Consider the following 3,564-nt stretch of genomic DNA (forward strand, 5'->3'; position numbering starts at 1 on the left):
GCTGATGCTGAAGCGGCTTGCTGCCTCCCCTTGAGATCTCAAATGGGTTCTATAAAGAGTGAGTTGTGCAAAACAGGTCAGGGTGGTATTGACTTTCAGACCGTTTAGGCTTCTGTTTTCTCCTGCTGCGGTGGGCAGAGTGCCGTTACGAGGTCTGGGGCATCTGTTCAAAGTGCTCCAGCAAAAAGTCCATGAGAGCGAGATGACGCAGGTCGATCGCGGTAGGACGACGATAACTGCGACCGCGACGAAACCAGCAGCGCACGGTGGAAGTGGAGCGAGAACAGATCGCTGCGATCGCTTCCTGGCTGACGTGCCACTTGGCGTAGAAGGTCTGGGGAGTCATGCCAAGCTGGCAATAGCTGTAGCGGTCAATCAGGTGTTGTTCGCGGTCAGTCAGAGGGCGGGGATTCATAGAGACTCCTCCTGCTGTCATTGTTTCGAGGTCGTCTTCCCAGGCAATGTCCGCTTGCACCCATGCGGCGCTGGGTGAGTTGGCATCCAGCCAGATGAGGTAGCACCAGTCCCAACAGCAGCGATGGGGAGCAAAACTGTAGAATCTGCCGATCGCGACTCCCCAGTCAGTAGGTTCGCCATTGGAAAGCCAGCAGAGGCGATCGCCGTAAAGGAACCGAGGCATTTCGACATTGGGGAAAGTGGTCGGTAGGTCAGTTGCAGGGGGTGGGAGTTGCAGGCTGGACAGAGCGTTCGAGGTGTCGAGTGTGCTGTTCCGTACAGCATCCAAATAGGCAGCGAGAAGTTTACCGTCGAGATTGGCAGTCAGGGTTTGGATGAGGATAGTTACGAGGATTTCGGCTTCCTGAGTCTTGATCGCGACCCAAGCGGCATCGAAGTAAGTTTTGAGGCGGCAAAGCAAATCAGCAATGGCAAAGTCAGCCAAGGCTTGCTGATAGCCTGCCTGGTAAGTCACTGTAGATACTATGACAGGGCAAGGTGGTGTTTGACGACACCACAGTCGAGTTGTTTTGGAACGATTTGGCATAGGATTGAAACTGCTCCTAATGAAGTGGGAGTAAGTGCCAGACCCCGTGCCGACCAAAGCTGTGGGTCTGGCATTTGACGTTAGTTTATAATCTTCAAGGCGATAGGGCAATAGGGCATAGTAGCAATTACCCTTTATTCATCTTGCGGTAAGGGAGAATAGCCCTAGAGGATATGTTTAGCCCTAACTCCGTAATGGCAGAGAAAAAAGCTCAAATCCGTGTTTACTTGCCGACTGACACCGACAAGATTCTCAAAATCTTGGCGGCGGTAAAGGAGTCATCTGTCAATGCTCTGGTGAATGAAGCGATCGAGCACTGGTTAGAGGAAGAAGAGCAACGAGAAGTCATTGAGCGGCTCAATTTAGATGAGCTGTCTGAGCTATAACCACACGTTGTTAGAGAATTCTCCTGGTACTCTCACAATTCCAGCGAATGTCCACTTTCAACCTGTGTTGGCTTATGTAGAGTGGAAAACATAAATGTCATGGAATTACGACAGTATTCTGTCCTAAATTTCCTCAAAGCTTAGCAGGAAAGGGGAAAGGGAAGGTTTTTGTTTTGACCAATTTTCACTTCTTAATGAACTTCCTGTTATGACCTTCCTTATAAAGGGAATTCTTAACGAAGAGATCAATACAGACAAAATAAGAGCCTGATTTAACTGCTTGATGCCCTCATTGTGCTTCTTGGAAGAAGTTAAAGGCTACTTAACTGAAGTCTCGATCTCAGAAATCTGAAGTGGAACAGCTACAGGTTGTTCGTGATTGGTTATGAAACAAAACGATTAAGGAAATTTTGTGATGATTGTAGAAATGTCCTCACCTGGTTTGGATACGGCTGAACTGCTCTCAAAGATTACAGGTAAAGAATTTCAACAACGACATCTCACACCCCGAATTACCTTTTTGGCTGCTTTGGCAACCGTTTTGATTGGAGTAACCTACGCAGATAACAAGGCTACAGATGAGGAGAAACTGCGTTTACAAAAGATTTTCACCCAGTTCATTCCATCAGATAGTGGTATAAGCCAACTGGTTAAGCTCATGATTCAAGGGGTTCGTCAACATCGAACCTACACCAAATCCAGTGAGCTTAACAAGCTGACCAGATACCTCTCCGAATCGGAAAAACTATTGTTAATTAGCTTTGGCTATGAAATTGCTATTGCAGATGGTTCTGTTGACCCTGCCGAACAAAAGTATTTGCAGGCGATTGCTAAATGTATGGAAGTCGAACTGAAACATTTGGCAGTGATTGAAGCTGGGCTAACCACCCAGGAAGCAGTCGATCTAAATGCTCTCAGCGAAGTTCAAAATCTGCTTGACCCAACTCGGTTTCAAGCGATTGATCCAATCTTCGCAAATGCTGCTAACCATATCCTGGCGAACCTACTCACTAAACCTAAACACCAGAAAAGCCAGAAAACTTCTTCCTTGTCGTATAAAAAGCTAGAGAAATTCCAGGAACAGTGGCAGCAGCTTCTAAAAATCATTGCTCAACTCTCTCAAATTGTCGATAACTGTAAGGAACGCAACATTCTGCCCCAAAATATTGAGAATGAGCTTGCAAGGCTACTTCAAAAAATGGAATCTCGACGGTTCCGACTGGCGATCGTGGGTGAGTTTAGCCAGGGCAAATCAACTTTACTGAACGCACTTCTAGGCGAAGAGATTCAGCCCGTAAGAGCAATTCCTTGTAGTGGGGCGATTACAGTTCTTAGATATGGACCGCAACAACGGGTTATTTGTCGTTACAAAGACGGGCAGCAAGAAGAGATCCCGTTTGACCAATACCAGGAGAAGTCTTCTATTTCTGAAGAAGCGGCATTGTGCAGCCTGACTGATGAATTAGCAAAATCTGAAATTGAAGAAATTGTGCTGGAACATCCAGGTCTGGAGCTTTGTCGCCACAGCGTTGAAATTATTGACTCACCTGGGTTGAATGAGCATCCTGATCGCACGGCTGTTACGCAGAAATTGATTCAGGATACGGATGCTGCCATTTTTCTGGCAAACGCTTCTCGTCCATTAACTCAGGGTGAACGCCAGCTTTTGCAAGACTTAAGAAATCAATTAAAGGGCAGCCAAAATACTGAACCTGCTGAAAACTTATTCGTTCTGGTCAATTTTATGGATTTGCTACGGCGCGATCGCGATCACCAGCAAGTCCGGCAGTTGGTTGAAAATTTTCTTCAAGGTCAGACTCCAATTATTACTGGAGAAAATTGGATTCATTTCATCTCGGCTCAAGCGGCACTTGATGCCATTCTGGATGGTACTGAAGATGAATACCTTAAAGCTTTTCAGGGATTTATAGCAGCGATTGAAAAGTTCCTAACCCAGGAGCGGGGCAGTCTGGAAATTAAACGGGTTGTTGACACCCTTAATCGGTTAGTTCAGGAAAGCCAGGACGGTTTCTATCAGACCGTCACAATCTATAGCGATCCTAAATGAGTTGTGAGAAACAAGCATAGGAAAAAAGCTTTGGAAAGTCAAAGGTTTGGCGGTATGGCGCGACAATTATTTAGACCGAATGACGATTACATTGCCCACCCCAGAGT

General features: G+C 46.4%; 3 protein-coding genes. 2 read left to right on the forward strand and 1 reads right to left on the reverse strand.

The window, feature by feature from the left end; all coding sequences use genetic code 11:
- Positions 1-145: 145 nt before the first annotated feature.
- Complete coding sequence (locus AC5JLP_RS09470; protein ID WP_496067686.1) at positions 146-1,003, reverse strand: hypothetical protein; 858 nt, start codon at positions 1,001-1,003, stop codon at positions 146-148.
- A gap of 194 nt (positions 1,004-1,197) precedes the next feature.
- On the opposite strand from AC5JLP_RS09470, the gene AC5JLP_RS09475 reads away from it, so the two are divergent.
- A complete protein-coding gene (locus tag AC5JLP_RS09475; protein WP_496067687.1) occupies positions 1,198-1,389 on the forward strand; it encodes a hypothetical protein in 192 nt (63 codons plus the stop codon).
- A 415-nt stretch (positions 1,390-1,804) separates the two neighbouring features.
- The gene (locus tag AC5JLP_RS09480; RefSeq protein WP_496067688.1) at positions 1,805-3,457 is read left to right on the forward strand and encodes a dynamin family protein; all 1,653 of its coding nucleotides are present in this window, start codon (positions 1,805-1,807) and stop codon (positions 3,455-3,457) included.
- Positions 3,458-3,564: the final 107 nt, after the last annotated feature.

This window comes from Stenomitos rutilans (assembly GCF_059505485.1).

Coding starts and splice junctions, on each gene's coding strand:
- AC5JLP_RS09470 (WP_496067686.1), bottom strand. CDS start 1,003: ATGCCAAATCGTTCCAAAACAACTCGACTGTGGTGTCGTCAAACACCA.
- AC5JLP_RS09475 (WP_496067687.1), top strand. CDS start 1,198: ATGGCAGAGAAAAAAGCTCAAATCCGTGTTTACTTGCCGACTGACACC.
- AC5JLP_RS09480 (WP_496067688.1), top strand. CDS start 1,805: ATGATTGTAGAAATGTCCTCACCTGGTTTGGATACGGCTGAACTGCTC.